We start from the raw sequence: 13,851 nt of genomic DNA, 5'->3' as shown, positions 1-13,851 counted from the left end.
CTGGCAAAGTCAGTACGCGCGGCGTTCGACTGGTCGTCCGCGATGAACCAGTTTGCCATCCTGTTTGGAGAGCGTTTTACCAACGCACGCGGGTGACTCCGCTAACCGCCTCGCACACAAAAATGCGGACAGGTTCGGCTATGGCCGAAAAGACGCCGTCACCGCAGCATGCGAACGCAAGCCGCAAGCCGCAAGCCGCAATCCCCAAACCTCGACCTTCTTTAAACCGGGCGAACGCCATTAATCGAACGTCATGGAGCGTGCATAGCTGGTTTAAAGTCGACCAATTCGACGCAAACTAGCGCTCGCTCTGAAGGCATTACGCTCGCTCTGAAGGCGCTAAAAGGTTGAGCAAAATACAGCACGGCTGAGAACCGTGAGGTCGCGGCGCAGGTCCTTCACCGTGCACCTCCCAACCATCAATGGCATCATTCCCGGCAACCGACAAACAACGCCCCCCGGAGCCCCCACCAATGACCCCGAAAATCGACGTACCCCAAGTACAAGCCCTTCTGCGAGACGTCGGCCAATCACTGCTTCAAACTTTCAACACCCAAAACCCCATCTACGAAAACGCCGAGATGATGCGCGTTTTCAAGTCCCTCGACGATCAAGCCGCCAACACCATCCGCGAAGCGCTCGCCGCTCGTTATCCTGAGATCGCGTGGCTCGAAGGAGAACTCGCGGAAGCTGACGCCCAGACAAGCGACAAGAAAGCCTTCTGGATCTGCGACGCGATCGATGGCGCCGTCCAGTTCTTGCGTTCCATCGCCTCATGGTGCATCACCATCGCGCTCGTGGAAGAAGGCGTCACGGTCTTCGCGATGACCTACGATGCCATCCGCAACGAATGTTTCCACGCCGTGCGCGATGAAGGCGCGTTTCTAAACGGCGACCGCATAGCCGTGAACGGCCGCAAACACCACGCAGGCGCAATGCTCGCCACCAGTCAGCCGCCGTTCATCGGGAATAAACCAGCAGTCGTCGAAGCCGCAGGCGAGTCGTTAAGCGCGATGCTTGCCAAAGCGGGCGCTGTCCGCAATCTCGGACCCACATCGCTGCAACTCGCCTATGTCGCGTGTGGGCGGCTCGATGGCTTCTGGGAATTCGGAGAAGATACATTCAACTGTGTTGCAGGCGCTTTGCTTGTCGAAATGGCGGGCGGTCGCGCGACCAACGCTATCGGCGAGCCTTATGGGTTGAAGTCGGCGAGCATCGTCGCTGCATCGAGCGGCGTATCGGAAAGCATCATCGAAACTTTCGCTGCGCATCCTAGATTGACGCGCGCTGCGTAGTTTCGGCCTGGTTTGGAACGCAACAGTCGCCTGCCGAAGCTGGCGGCGACATAGCGTCTTCAGCAAGACGATTCTTCACCATCCTTTGAAACTGATTACCAACCCAGCCCAATTATCAAAGCGCATCATTGCGACCAAACTGCTTCCATGCATCGACGTTGAACAAAGCGCATCGGCAAGTCCCAACAGCACGATCGCTCAGTCCTTCATCACTCAATGGAAGCAAGCCATGAACAACAATACCTCCGATCACGACGCACGTCACACCACTGCGACTCAAACGAGCCGTCGCACGTTCCTGGCGCAAGCGGGTCTCACCGTCGCGGGCCTGGTCGCGGCCGGTGGAATCGGCGCAACCGAGCAGAGCTTCGCAGGCGTCAATGCCGCGTCGAATAACCCGCCTTCCAACGCCACGGGAAAAGGGTTTTGGCCCAACGGAGCGCGCCTCGCCGTCAGCGTGTCGATGATGTTCGAAGGCGGTGGCCAGCCCATATCCGGTGCAGGCGGCCCGATTCCCGAACCGATCGCGAAGGGCGTGCCCGATCTGCCGACCAACGCGTTCTTCGCGTATGGCTACTACGAAGGCATACCCCGTGCGCTGGATTTGTTCGATAAGCACGACATCAAGGTATCGTCGTTCATGATCGGCAAGGCGATCGAGCAAGTGCCCGATCTCGCCCAAGAAATCGTGCGGCGTGGTCATGAAGCAGCCGCGCACGGTCAGGTTTGGTCCAACTCGTACAACATGCCGCGCGATGCGGAAAAGCGCTTCATCGCCGAATCTGCCGATACCATCGAGCGAATCACGGGTCATCGTCCAGTAGGCTGGAACGCATACTGGCTGCGCAATTCCGTACACATTCTCGAAACCTTGCAGGACCTCGGCTTCGTCTATCACATCGATGAACCGAGCCACGACGAACCGTTCATCGTCCCCGTGCGTGGCCGCGATTTCGTCACGGTGCCGTACACGTTTCATATGAACGATATCTCGTCGTTCCCGTTCGAAGGCTATAACCCGATGGCCTATGAACAGGCCTTGAAAGACGAGTTCGAACAGTTATACGAGGAAGGCGCGAACCGTCGTCGCATGATGCTCGTTGGTTTCCACGACCGCATCAACGGTCACGCAAACCGCATCCGCATGCTGGACCGCTTCTTTACTTATGCACGCTCCAAACCCGACGTATGGTTCGCGCGAAAGGACGAGATAGCGCAATGGGTGCTCGCGCATCGCGCGGATACGCCGGTGCTAACACGTGGCCGAGCGGCGGTGACGGGGCTGCCAGCTTGAGCGTTTGAGCCTGGTCACTTCACGATCTCAGGCGCAGCAGGCTGATTGGTTCCGTTAGGTCCAGGTGCCGTGGCGTGCGGGGTTTGCATCGCTCCATCCGTTGGCGCACCCGTTTTCATTTCCGCACTCACGGCCTTTATCGATCCAACGCCCGGTTTCTCCACGACCTCGTTACCAGGCGGCGCAAATATATTCACCTCTTCTTGCGAATAGGCGTTTGCAAGCGCGCTATAGAAGACGGCCGCAGCCGCTGTCGGCAACACGATAACGAGTCGCATACGACCTCCACTTTGGACGATGGCCAAAGCCTCGGTGATTGCATCGAGGAACTTCAACAGAAGAAATGAACCGGGCAGTGCATGCTGCCTCAAGTAAGTTATAGGCCCTGCCGATAGCGATTGACAGGCCGCTTCGAAAAATTGTCAGCATATGCATGGATTACTTCAATGCCATCGCAAGCAAAACATGGCATCGAAAGCAATCAGTATGTGTTTAGTCAGATTTGAAACAAAGCTCCAGTCGAGCGGGGGCAGTGACGATATGCAGTGATCTTTTTACAACGTCCCCTTTCGATCTCCAATGGCATTCCTTTCCAACATTAAAATCGGCCGGCGCCTGGGCGCTGGTTTTGCAGTCGTTTTGTTGCTGCTGTGCGCGGTCGGTGGCATCGGTCTCGTTCAGGCATCGCGCATCTATGACGGTACGCGCGAGATGGGCCAGAACTGGCTGCCGAGCGTCGAGGCGCTCGGTAAGGTGCGCGGTTTCGCGGACGATGTGCGACGCACGTCCTTACGTGCGCTCGTCACGAGCGACGCGTCCGATCGCAAGACCGTGCTTAACCAGCATACGCAGCTAATTTCCAAATTTGCCGGGGCATTCGACGGCTATGCGCAACTCGTCTCGTCGCCCGAAGAGCAGCGGGTTGCAAGCGGCATCAAGTCGGCATGGGCGCAGTATCTTGAACTCGATGCGAAGATTCAATCGCTCACCGAATCCGGCGACACAGGCATGGCCGAGGCTCGCAACTTGGCCGGCGGCCCTTCCGCGAAGGCATTTGCAGACGTGCAGGAGTTGATCGACGTCGACATCAAGCTGAATCACGAGGGCTCGACCGCCGAGATGGGAAAGGCGCATGCGTCCTATCAAAGCACGATGGCATGGACGGCCGCTCTCATCGCGGTGGCAATCGTGCTGGGCGCGGGAATCGCGTCTGCAATCACGGTGTCGATCACGCGGCCCATCCGCCGTTCGGTGGAAATAGCGGAAACGGTCGCGCGTGGCGATCTCACCGCAGTGATCGAAGTGCAAGGCAGCGATGAGACGAGTCAGTTGCTCGGCGCGCTGCGCCACATGAACGAGCGCCTCGTCGATCTCGTGAGCCGCGTGCTGACGAGTAGCGCAGGCATCGCGACGGCGTCGGCGGAAATCGCATCGGGCAACACCGATCTGAGTCAGCGCACGGAAGAGCAGGCCGCTTCCCTCGAAGAAACGGCCGCGAGCATGGAAGAGCTCACCACGACGGTCAAGCAAAACGCCGACAATGCGAGTCAGGGCAACGCGCTGGCCGCGCAGGCGTCGGAAACAGCAGCGCGCGGCGGCGAACTGGTCAGCCGCGTAGTCGATACGATGCACGGCATTTCCGGCAGCTCGGAGCAAGTCGCGCAGATCATCTCGGTCATCGAAGGCATCGCGTTCCAGACCAACATCCTCGCATTGAATGCGGCAGTGGAAGCCGCGCGCGCAGGCGAACAAGGTCGCGGTTTCGCGGTGGTGGCGGGCGAAGTGCGCACGCTTGCACAGCGCAGCGCGACGGCCGCAAAGGAGATCAAGGATCTGATCACCGAGTCCGTGGAACGCGTGAACAATGGTTCGGCGCTCGTGGACAACGCGGGCCGCACGATGACGGAGATCGTGCAGGCCGTGAAGCGCGTGGCCGATCTGATGGGCGAGATCAGCTCGGCATCGGGCGAGCAGCATCATGGCATCGAACAAGTCAACACCGCAGTCATGCAGATGGATGAAATGACGCAGCAGAACGCGGCGCTCGTCGAGGAAGCATCGGCGGCCGCGCAGTCCATGGCGTCGCAGTCGGCTTCGTTGCGTGATCTCGTCGCTGTATTCAAGGTGGATGCAGCGGCTGCGCGCGCGGTTCCGGTATCCACGGCGGCGAAGCCAACGAGCGCGTCTCGCGTCGCTCTCAAACCTCGCGCTCCAGCGCCGACCAAGCCTCGCGCCTCAGCGAAGACAGCGCCGAAACCTGCGCCGACGCATGCAGCGACTGCGAGCGCGGAAGGGGACTGGCAGACGTTCTGAGAGCTCAAGAGCGAGAGAACCATCCACGTCAGCAGGCGTGGATGGTGGGAATCGTGGCGCTCTCACGAAGCAATCGCAACCATTCCTCACACCTCTTCAAGTGCACACCCAGGCAGCACGTCCCGCACCATTCCCGCTCCACCATGCGCCGCCATCGCGCAACGCGGCGCTAACTCGAGCACGCCACCAAACGGCCACTTGTGTCCGTCTCAGCCGCTAGCAACCGAAACGGCCACAAACCCTTCCCAACCCCGCCAACAATCGACAGCACACAGCCACCTCGCCAAACACGGCGTGGAAGTCGCTAAAGAAGTCATCCGTTCACAAACCGCGCATCGCTGCGAAGCACGCGCCAAGGATGACTCCGCCATGCAAATCCGCAGAATTCCCACTACCGTCGTCACCGGCTTTCTTGGCGCGGGCAAGACCACGCTCGTCAATCACATTCTCGATGCAACGCGGCCGATGCAGATCGGCATCGTGGTCAACGAGTTCGGCGAAGTCGGCATAGACGGTCAGTTGATCGTCACCGACGAAGAAGCCGTCATCGAGATCAATAACGGTTGCGTGTGCTGCACGGTCCGCACGGATCTCGTCGCAAGCGTGCGCGATCTGCTTACACGCTTCGGCGACCGGCTGGAACGGCTGATCATCGAAACGTCCGGGCTCGCCGATCCCGCGCCCGTGCTACAGACCTTTCTCGCAGACCCCGACGTGCGCGAACGTCTCGAACTCGAAGCCGTCGTAGCCGTTGTTGATGCAATGCACGCATCCGCCCAGCTTTACGATGACATCGCGCGCGAACAAATCGTGTTTGCGGACCGCATCATCATCAACAAGACGGATGTGGCCGTGCCCGCGAAAGTGGCCGCGCTCGTCGAAGAACTCCGGCAAATCAATCCCACCGCGCAGATCGACTTCGCGAACCATTCAGCCGTCGACGTCGATGCATTGCTCGGCGTGCGGAGTTTCTCGCTCGATAACCTGCTCGCCGTCGAACCCGGTTTGCTCGATGAAGAAGGCCACGATCACGAACACGACGACAGCATCGCTTCTTGCGCGATCGTCGTTCCAGGCGCCATTGACGCAAGCCGCTTCAATCAGTGGATCAACCAGCTTGTGCAGACGCAGGGGCAACAACTGCTGCGCATGAAAGGCGTGCTCAACGTGCACGAGGAAGCAAGGCGTCTGCATTTTCATAGCGTCTACATGCTGCTCGATGCGAGCTTCGGCCGCGCATGGAAGCGCGACGAAGCGCGTGAGAACCGCTTCGTGATGATCGGCAGAAACATCGACTCACGGCACATGCGCGATGGACTTCTTTCCTGCATGCATTGACCCATTCATTCATTTCTTATCGAGGAGCACGCGCATGAAAAAGCCCGAAGCATACACATTGAGCATTGGCGTACTGGCCGTCGCGGATACATGGCTCACCGGGACCGTATTTCCCGTACCCGTCTGGGTGACGTTCATTGCATGGGCGTCGTTCTTCGTGCTTGGCGGCGGTCGCGCGGGCTTCGTGAAGAGCGTCGCGTCGAATCTCACGGGGCTGGTCATCGCATCGCTCACGTTGCTCTGCATTGCGACGACGAGCGGTGGCGCGTTTGCGGCGGCGGTGTTCGTCGGCATCGGCAGCGCGGCGATGGTGCAGGCAGCAAAGATCAGATTACTCGATGTCTTGCCGGCCATCGTGTGGGGCTTTGCATCGACGGTCGGCACGACGGTGGCAACAGGCAAGGCGATCACGACCGCTGGCATCGGCAATCCTGCACTCGTGGCCGCAGCGGCGCTCGTGACGGGCGCGGTCTTCGGCTTCGTGTCGGAAGTGGTCGGCGAAGCGCTGTTGTTCAAACGCGAGCATCGGCTGAGCTGAACTCGTTTCTTTACGCACGGAGCACATCGTGAAACTACAGCATCATCTTGGCGGCATCGAAAATCTCGGCCCCGTCAGCACCGAACGGCGCGTGTTCGTGGAACCGTGGGAGACGCGCATCTTCGGTATTCATACCGTGATGATGGCGGAAAGCGCGCATCTCTCCAATGCGCTGCATCGCTATCCTGTCGACACGCTGCCGACGACATTCAAGAACGACTGGACGTGGGCGTCGCTGCGCACGGGCGCGGAAGACATGCAGCCGTTCGAGTATTTCAAGTATCGGTACTACGAGAAGTGGCTCGGCGGCATCTCGCAGTTCTTCGTCGATCAAGGCTACATCTCGGCCGACGAACTCGCGCAAAAGACCGCGCACTACCGCGCGAACCCCGATGCCGCGCTGCCTGGGAAACCCGACGCCGCGCTCACCGCGCAGATCGACGCGTATCTGACGAACGGCGACTCCGGTTATCACGCGCTCGAAAGCGCCGCGCGTTTTGCGAAGGGCGACGCGGTACGCATAGCCGACCCCGAAGCGGTCGATCACACGCGTCTGCCCGGCTATCTGCGCAACAAGACCGGCGTCGTCGATCTCGTGTATCCGGGCGCGTTCTCGTATTTCGTATCGACGGGACCGGACGGTATAGGCGCGCCCATGCCCGTGTATCGCATTGCGTTCGATACCGCCGACATCTGGGGCGCCGACAAGAGCGAAGCGAACACCACCCTTTATGCCGACTTGTACGAAGCCTACGTACAAGCGGCCAACTGATCCGGAGCCACCGCAGCATGAGCCAACTCTTTGAATTTCCCGACGACCGCGAAGCGTCGAGCGCGGCAAAGGTGCGCGCGCTAGAAGCATTGTTGATCGAGAAGGGCGTGATCGCGAGCGATTCCGTCGATGCCGTGCTCAAGCACTTCGAAACCATGGCCGGGCCGTTCAATGGCGCGAAGATCGTGGCGCGCGCATGGACCGATCCGGAGTACAAGAAGCGCCTCGTCGACGACACACCGAAGGCCATCGCGGAGCTTGCACTGCCGCTCGGCATGACGGGTGCGGAAGGCGAGCACATGGCCGCCGTCGCCAACGACGAGAACGTGCATAACCTCATCATCTGCACGTTGTGTTCGTGCTATCCGTGGCCGGTTCTCGGCTTGCCGCCGTACTGGTACAAGGACCCCGTGTTTCGTGCACGCGGCGTGCGCGAGCCCCGTGCCGTGCTGGCGGAATTCGGCGTGAACGTGCTTGCAGACAAGGAAGTGAAAGTGTGGGACAGCAGCGCGCAAATCCGCTGGTTCGTCGTGCCCGAGCGTCCCGCCAACACGGAGCACATGAGCGAAGCGGAACTCGCCGCGCTCGTGACGCCGGAATCGATGATGGGCGTCGCCCTCATCGAAGCGCCCACGACCTGAGGCCCGTCATGTTCACTCGATTCGAGGAATACGCGGCGACGTCGATGCTCGGCGCGCCCGATTCGCCGCCGCGTCTCGACGGCAAGCTGTTCTTCACCAACCGCTGGGAGCGCGATGTGTTCGGGCTTGCGCTGTCGTTATCGAAAGCGGGCTGCTTCGAGTGGGAGGACTTCCGGCAGAGCTTGATTGCATCGATTGCACAGTGGGAAGCTATCGGTTGCATCGACCAGCCGCGCTGGGACTACTACGAACGCTTTCTCGAAGCGCTTTTGAACGTGGTCGAAACGAGCGGCGTGTTGTCGCGCGATGAACTCCTGAAGGTCGTGACGGCGCGGCGCGTCAACGTTGACGCCTGAGTCTTGCGCATCCATCCAATCATCATCATCGATTCAAACGAGGTCTTCAATGAACGACGCTATTGCTTTTCCTACCGAACCGGTCACGCCAATCCCGTTGCGCGAGCTACTACCCTGGATCGTGTTCGGCGGTCTCTTGATGTTGCTCGCGCTGTATTTCGTCGGCGCGGAAGAGGGCGCGACCTCGATCGTGTCCGGCATGTACGTTCACGAGTTCGTGCACGATGGACGCCATCTGCTCGGCTTTCCCTGTCATTGACGCGGAGACGATCATGGTCGGCAAACTGTTGATGCGCGGCATGCTCGCGGGCGTGGTCGCGGGACTGCTTGCGTTCGGTTTCGCGAGAGTGGTGGGCGAACCGCAAGTCGAACGCGCGATTGCAATTGAAGAGCACGCGCACGCCGCTCACGGCGATGCGCTTGAGCCCGAACTCGTCAGTCGCGAGACGCAGGCGGGCATGGGCTTGCTGACGGGTGTCGTGGCCTATGGTGCGGCTTTCGGCGGGCTCTTCGCGCTTGCCTTCGCATATGCGTGGGGCAGGGTGGGCAAGCTCGGCGCACGGCCGCTTGCCGCGTGGATGGCGCTTGCGGCGTTCGTATCGCTCGTCGTGGTGCCGAGCCTCGTCTATCCGGCGAATCCGCCATCGGTCGGGGACCCGGAAACCATCGGTTATCGCACGGCGCTGTTCTTTCTGACCATCGCCATCTCGCTTGCGATCATGCTGATGTCGCTCAACGTGCGCGGTGTCGCAGCGAGGAAGTTCGGGCAGTGGAACGGAACGCTCGTCGGCATTCTCGCGTTCGCCGTCATGCTTGCCGTGATGATCGTCGTGCTGCCCGGGATCGACGAAGTGCCGGCCGGCTTTCCCGCCACGCTGCTGTGGAAGTTCAGGATGGCGTCCATCGGCATGCAGGCGATCGTCTGGACGACCATTGGCGCGCTGTTCGGTGTGCTCGCCGAGCGTAGCGAACTCGCCGGCGCTCGCCAGCCTCGCAAGGCACCGGCTTTCGCTTCGACGGTGCGCAATCGATGACATGCGCGACCGCGTTTTTTGGGCGGTTAGACTAATCGTTCAGGGCGACGGTGTTCCGCCGCCGCCCGCTTTCAGACGGACACCAAAACTCCGATGAAACGCATCAAGGTCGGCATGCTCGTCTTTCCCGGGTTCCAGTTGCTCGATATCGCCGGGCCGAAGGACGCCTTTGCCGAAGTCCGCGTGTTGAGCAAGGGCGAATGCGAGTACGAAATGATGACGGTCGGCACCACGCGCGGCAGCGTGCAGTCGTCGAGCGGCCTCACGACCGTACCGGACCGCACCATCTTCGACCGCTGCCCGGAGTTCGACACCATCATCGTTCCGGGCGGGCTCGGTATCTTCGACGCCTTCGACGATCCCGCGCTCAGCGAATGGCTGCGCGCGCAGCACAAGCAATGCCGCCGCGTATCGGCGATCTGCAATGGTCTCTTCGCGCTCGGTTCGGCGGGACTGCTCGACAACAAAGTCGTGACTACGCACTGGATGGACGTGCCGCGGCTCGCCGCGACGTTTCCGCGCGCGCGGATCGAGCCGGACCACATCTTCGTTCGTGACGGCAACATCTTCACGACGGCGGGCGTCACGGCGGGTATCGACTTGTCGCTCGCAATGATCGAAGACGACTTCGGCCGTCAGATGGCGCTGGATGTCGCCAAATATCTGGTCGTATATCTGCGGCGCGCGGGCGGTCAGTCGCAGTTCAGCCCGCTCCTTGAAACGCAGGCCGCGCCCGGCTCGCAGACCATGGCGCTGCAGGAGTTCATGCTCGACAACCTGCATGTCGCGCATACAGTGGCATCGCTTGCGGACCGCGCGCATATGAGCGCGCGCAATCTCTCGCGCATCTTCGCCAAGGACTGCGGCACGACGCCGATGACCTTCCTTGCCAATGCGCGCATCGACGCGGCGCGGCACTATCTCGAAGCCACGGAATTGCCGATGCGGGAAATCGCGCGCCGCTGCGGCTTCGAGGATACCGACGGCTTTCGCAGAACCTTCTTTCGGCGGCTCAGTATCAATCCGGTGGATTATCGCGACCGGTTCAGATCGAAAGCCGACACGGTTCAGGCAGCCAACGGACGCGCCTGAGGATCAGCTTCCGAGCGCGTTCGGATCGCGCCACGCACGCTCGAACGGCAGCCGCCAGGCACGCGGCGCGACGAGCTGATGAATCGCATTCGGCCCCCACGAACCCGGCGCGTAAAACCGCACGGGCGGCGGCGATTCGAGCAGCGCCGTGGATACTTCCCACAGCCGCTCGATGCCTTCCGCAGTCGTGAACAGCGTGCGATCCCCGCGCATGGCGTCGAGAATCAGGCGCTCGTAGGCTTCCAGCACTTCGCCGATCAAGCCCGTGTCGCGCATGGCGAACTGCAGGCTCAGTTTGTCGAGACGCATGCCGGGGCCGGGCCGCTTGCCGTAGAACGAGAGCGACATCTTCGAGGCATCGGCGAGATCGAAGGTCAAATGGTCCGGTCCCTGCGAACCCACGCCCGAACCTGCCGGAAACATGCTCTTCGGCGGCTCGCGAAACGCAATGGAAATGATTCGTTGGCCTTCCGCGAGCCGCTTGCCGGTGCGCAGATAGAAGGGCACACCCGCCCAGCGCCAGTTGTCGATCGAGCATTTCAGCGCAATGAAGGTCTCTGTTTCCGACTCGGCGCTCACGCCTTCCTCTGTCCGATAACCCGTGTACTGACCGCGCACGACATCGTTAGGTTGAATCGGCAACATGCTGCGAAAGACCTTGTTCTTCTCCTCGCTGATAGGCGAAGGTTCCAGCGATGTGGGCGGCTCCATTGCCATGAACGCGAGAATCTGGAACAGGTGCGTGACGACCATGTCGCGAAACGCGCCCGTCTGCTCGTAGAAGCCCGCGCGCTTGCCGAGGCCGAGCGTTTCCGGCACGTCGATCTGCACGTGATCGATGAAATTGCGATTCCATATCGGTTCGAACAAGCCGTTGGCGAAGCGGAATGCGAGGATGTTCTGCGCCGGTTCCTTGCCGAGAAAGTGATCGATGCGAAAAATCTGCGCCTCTTCGAAGACCTCGTGCAAGTGAGCGTTGAGCGACACGGAACTTGCCAGATCGGTGCCGAAAGGCTTTTCCATGATGATGCGCGAGCGTTCCACGAGTCCCGCTTCATGAAGCATGCCGACCGCCGAAAGCGCGGCGTTGGGCGGAACGCTCAGATAATGCAGGCGCCGGCATTCGCCGCCGAAGCTTTTCTCGGCGTTCAGGACCGCCGCCTTCAGCGTTGCGGCGCCGGCTGTCAGGGGCACGTAATCGAGATTGGCGGCGAACGTGTCCCACTCTTGCGGCGTCACCTTACGACTCGAAAACTCGTCGAGCGCGCCTTTCGCCGTGACGCGGAAGTCGTCCACGTGAATGTCGTCGAGCGCGACGGCAATGATCTTGCAGCCGGGGATGAACCCCGCATTCGACAGATGGAAGAGGCCAGGCAACAGCTTGCGTCGTGCGAGATCGCCCGTGGCGCCGAACAGCACGACCACTTGCGGAAATTTGGGACCTACGCCTGCGGAGATCTTGGCCATCGTGCGAATCCTCGGTGGGTTGTCACGGCTCTTCAGCAACAGCGTCGCGTCTCATGCGTTCCGACAGTGTCAGTATCGCTCAGGCGTGCGCGATTCAATAAAGCGCATTCGAAGCGCGTTCGCGGGTGGTCCACATTGCGGGATCGTGAATCACGTGGCTCGTGTTCCCACGATGGGTCGGGCTGCCATGCATCGACGAGTCGGCCGATAAAGAGCCGCACCTTCAAACTCGGATGCCGTCGCATGGGAGACACCGCGCGAATGGGCACGCCCTCGGCGCCAAGCCGGCACGCAGCGGCGCGAGCGCGATCGCGCTCGGTTCGCTCGGTGGCGGCGCGGTCGTCGAACATCTCGGCATTGCTTCGACGATGCACTTCAGCGCGATCCCCACGGCGCTGAGCCCGATCGTGGTCGCGACGTTCGGCACGGGCCGCGCGCCGCCCAGCGAGCCTTCGAGGAACTGAAGGGTGCCGCCGATGACGCGCATGGAGCCGGCTTTTTTGGCGGCTTGCCAAACGCGCTGATTGACTTTAGCCTGCATCGGCAATCGGCGGAACTCATCAACGCAATACCTTCCGGTATAGGACAAGAATGACGATGAAGCGTATCGGGACAGGCCGTGTTTTGTGCATCTGCGCCACGGCTGGATTGGCCGCGGGCAGCATCGGTCAGGCTGTGGCGGCGCCAACGGATGCGCTCATCGCAGCCGCGAAGCAGGAAGGGCAGTTGACCACCATCGCACTGCCGCATGACTGGTGCGGTTACGGCGCGGTCATCGCCGGGTTCCAGAAGAAGTACGGCATTCACGTCAACGAACTCAACCCCGACGCAGGCTCGGGCGACGAGATCGAAGCGATCAAGGCCAACAAAGGCAACAAGGGACCGCAGGCACCGGACGTGATCGACGTCGGTCTTTCGTTCGGCCCGACGGCGAAGAAAGAAGGCTTGTTGCAGCCGTACAAGGTGTCGACGTGGAGCGCGATTCCCGCCGAATCCAAGGACGCCGAAGGCTACTGGTACGGCGATTATTACGGCGTGCTTTCATTCGAAGTCAACACCGACATGATCGACAAGCCGCCAGCCGACTGGAGCGACTTGCAGAAGGCCGACTATCGCAATGCGGTTTCGCTCGCGGGCGATCCACGTTCGGCGAATCAGGCCATTCAGGGCGTCTATGCGGCGGGCTTGTCGCAGACCAAGGGCGACGCAAGCAAGGCGGATCAGGCAGGCCTCAAATTTTTCGCCGATCTGAACAAGAGCGGCAACTTCGTGCCGGTGATCGGCAAGGCGGCGTCGCTGGCGCAAGGCACGACGCCGATCATCGTGCGCTGGGACTACAACGCGCTCGCCGACCGCGACACGCTCAAGGGCAACCCGAAGGTGCAGGTGATCGTGCCGAAGACGGGTGTCGTGGCGGGCGTTTATGTTCAGGCGATCAGCGCGTTTGCGCCGCATCCGAACGCCGCGAAGCTGTGGATGGAATACCTCTATTCCGACGAAGGCCAACTCGGCTGGCTTGCGGGCTATTGCCATCCAATGCGCTACAACGAACTCGTGGCGCAGAAGAAGGTGCCGCAGGCGCTGCTCGACAAGCTGCCGCCCGCATCGGCGTATAAAGGCGTCGTGTTCCCGACGCTGCCGCAACAGGACGCCACCAAGGACGTCGTCACCAAGGGCTGGGATCAGATCGTCGGCGCGAACGTGAAGTAAG

The 13,851-nt window shown here is 61.0% G+C and carries 15 protein-coding genes; 12 read left to right on the top strand and 3 right to left on the bottom strand.

Going from position 1 to position 13,851, the window contains the following annotated elements; all coding sequences use genetic code 11:
* Positions 1-422: 422 nt before the first annotated feature.
* Both NCT03_RS29180 and NCT03_RS29175 read left to right on the top strand, forming a co-directional pair.
* Positions 423-1,295: an inositol monophosphatase family protein gene (locus NCT03_RS29180; protein ID WP_350030182.1), complete on the top strand. Its 873-nt coding sequence runs from the start codon at positions 423-425 to the stop codon at positions 1,293-1,295.
* Between the two features lie 229 nt (positions 1,296-1,524).
* Positions 1,525-2,589, top strand: a complete 1,065-nt coding sequence (locus tag NCT03_RS29175; RefSeq protein ID WP_250494880.1) for a polysaccharide deacetylase family protein — start codon at positions 1,525-1,527, stop codon at positions 2,587-2,589.
* Positions 2,590-2,603: 14 nt separating this feature from the next.
* Here the strand turns inward: NCT03_RS29175 and NCT03_RS29170 are convergent, their stop codons facing one another.
* Positions 2,604-2,924, bottom strand: coding sequence for a hypothetical protein (locus NCT03_RS29170; RefSeq protein WP_250494879.1), 321 nt, complete (start codon positions 2,922-2,924; stop codon positions 2,604-2,606).
* Positions 2,925-3,168: 244 nt separating this feature from the next.
* Between NCT03_RS29170 and NCT03_RS29165 the strand changes: the two genes are divergently transcribed.
* The 9 genes from NCT03_RS29165 to NCT03_RS29125 all read left to right on the top strand — a co-directional run bounded on the left by NCT03_RS29165 (position 3,169) and on the right by NCT03_RS29125 (position 10,673).
* A complete protein-coding gene (locus NCT03_RS29165; RefSeq protein WP_250494878.1) occupies positions 3,169-4,902 on the top strand; it encodes a methyl-accepting chemotaxis protein in 1,734 nt (577 codons plus the stop codon).
* Positions 4,903-5,271: 369 nt separating this feature from the next.
* Positions 5,272-6,240, top strand: a complete 969-nt coding sequence (locus NCT03_RS29160) for a CobW family GTP-binding protein (RefSeq protein WP_250494877.1) — start codon at positions 5,272-5,274, stop codon at positions 6,238-6,240.
* 34 nt (positions 6,241-6,274) lie between these two features.
* On the top strand, positions 6,275-6,778 hold the full coding sequence (locus NCT03_RS29155; protein WP_244831698.1) for a DUF1097 domain-containing protein: 504 nt from the start codon (positions 6,275-6,277) through the stop codon (positions 6,776-6,778).
* Positions 6,779-6,806: 28 nt separating this feature from the next.
* Complete coding sequence (gene nthB / locus NCT03_RS29150) at positions 6,807-7,550, top strand: nitrile hydratase subunit beta (RefSeq protein ID WP_244831697.1); 744 nt, start codon at positions 6,807-6,809, stop codon at positions 7,548-7,550.
* Positions 7,551-7,567: 17 nt separating this feature from the next.
* Complete coding sequence (nthA, locus tag NCT03_RS29145) at positions 7,568-8,191, top strand: nitrile hydratase subunit alpha (RefSeq protein WP_244831696.1); 624 nt, start codon at positions 7,568-7,570, stop codon at positions 8,189-8,191.
* Between the two features lie 8 nt (positions 8,192-8,199).
* Positions 8,200-8,547: a nitrile hydratase accessory protein gene (locus NCT03_RS29140; protein WP_244831695.1), complete on the top strand. Its 348-nt coding sequence runs from the start codon at positions 8,200-8,202 to the stop codon at positions 8,545-8,547.
* A gap of 49 nt (positions 8,548-8,596) precedes the next feature.
* Entirely contained in the window at positions 8,597-8,806 is a 210-nt protein-coding gene (locus NCT03_RS29135; protein WP_244831694.1) for a CbtB domain-containing protein, read from the top strand.
* Positions 8,807-8,819: 13 nt separating this feature from the next.
* Positions 8,820-9,581 (top strand): CbtA family protein, encoded by a 762-nt coding sequence (locus tag NCT03_RS29130; protein ID WP_250494876.1) that lies wholly within the window; start codon positions 8,820-8,822, stop codon positions 9,579-9,581.
* A gap of 93 nt (positions 9,582-9,674) precedes the next feature.
* On the top strand, positions 9,675-10,673 hold the full coding sequence (locus NCT03_RS29125; RefSeq protein WP_244831692.1) for a GlxA family transcriptional regulator: 999 nt from the start codon (positions 9,675-9,677) through the stop codon (positions 10,671-10,673).
* Between the two features lie 3 nt (positions 10,674-10,676).
* Here NCT03_RS29125 and zwf read toward each other — a convergent pair whose 3' ends face one another.
* Complete coding sequence (gene zwf / locus NCT03_RS29120; protein ID WP_244831691.1) at positions 10,677-12,140, bottom strand: glucose-6-phosphate dehydrogenase; 1,464 nt, start codon at positions 12,138-12,140, stop codon at positions 10,677-10,679.
* 223 nt (positions 12,141-12,363) lie between these two features.
* Positions 12,364-12,681, bottom strand: coding sequence for a hypothetical protein (locus NCT03_RS29115; RefSeq protein WP_250494875.1), 318 nt, complete (start codon positions 12,679-12,681; stop codon positions 12,364-12,366).
* 50 nt (positions 12,682-12,731) lie between these two features.
* Here NCT03_RS29115 and NCT03_RS29110 point away from each other — a divergent pair, with 50 nt between their 5' ends.
* Positions 12,732-13,850, top strand: a complete 1,119-nt coding sequence (locus NCT03_RS29110) for an ABC transporter substrate-binding protein (RefSeq protein WP_250469634.1) — start codon at positions 12,732-12,734, stop codon at positions 13,848-13,850.
* The last annotated feature ends 1 nt before the right edge of the window (position 13,851 follow it).

It is taken from the genome of Caballeronia sp. GAWG1-1 (assembly GCF_023631465.1).
Lineage (GTDB): Bacteria > Pseudomonadota > Gammaproteobacteria > Burkholderiales > Burkholderiaceae > Caballeronia.
The sequence above is the reverse complement of the archived record's forward strand: the minus strand, read 5'-3'. Positions and strand labels throughout refer to the sequence as shown.